The following is a 515-nucleotide window of genomic DNA, read 5'->3' as shown; positions in this document are numbered from 1 at the left end:
GAGTCTGTCTCGTTACAGGTTGAGTTCTCGCATTTGTGCCGTATTCCAATTGAGTCAAACATAGAGTTCGAATCATCTTGAGATACATCGATACAATCACAACCCGGATAGTTTTCACGTCCATCTCGAGACGCTTCCGCTATCCAAATTACTTACTTCTTCCAGATTGTTAAAGAACGACAGCCGATATGGTTTTACTCATATCAATCTGACTGGCTCAATCGCCAATGACAAAGATTCGACTCAAGTCGAACGCTTGTCATTGAAGATTGGTGGAGGCAGACGGGATCGAACCGACGACCCCCTGCTTGCAAAGCAGGTGCTCTCCCAGCTGAGCTATGCCCCCATGTACAGATATTCCTCAGGTGTGTACCGCCACACAAGACGGTGGTGGGTCTGGTTGGATTCGAACCAACGACCCCCGCCTTATCAAGACGGTGCTCTAACCGACTGAGCTACAGACCCCTGAGTCTGTCTTTAATTTACAGCCGATAAGCGTGAGCGCTCAACTTTGC

At 48.5% G+C, this 515-nt stretch carries 2 tRNA genes; both read right to left on the bottom strand.

The features are described 5' to 3' along the window. Window positions 1-270: 270 nt before the first annotated feature. Window positions 271-346, bottom strand: a tRNA-Ala gene (locus LGN19_RS39495). A gap of 42 nt (window positions 347-388) precedes the next feature. Continuing rightward, window positions 389-465: transfer RNA gene (locus LGN19_RS39490), tRNA-Ile, on the bottom strand. Between the last annotated feature and the right edge of the window lie 50 nt (window positions 466-515).

Origin of the sequence: Burkholderia sp. AU30198 (genome assembly GCF_020419825.1) — a bacterium.
Lineage (GTDB): Bacteria > Pseudomonadota > Gammaproteobacteria > Burkholderiales > Burkholderiaceae > Burkholderia.
This window is presented reverse-complemented; position numbering and strand designations above follow the sequence as displayed.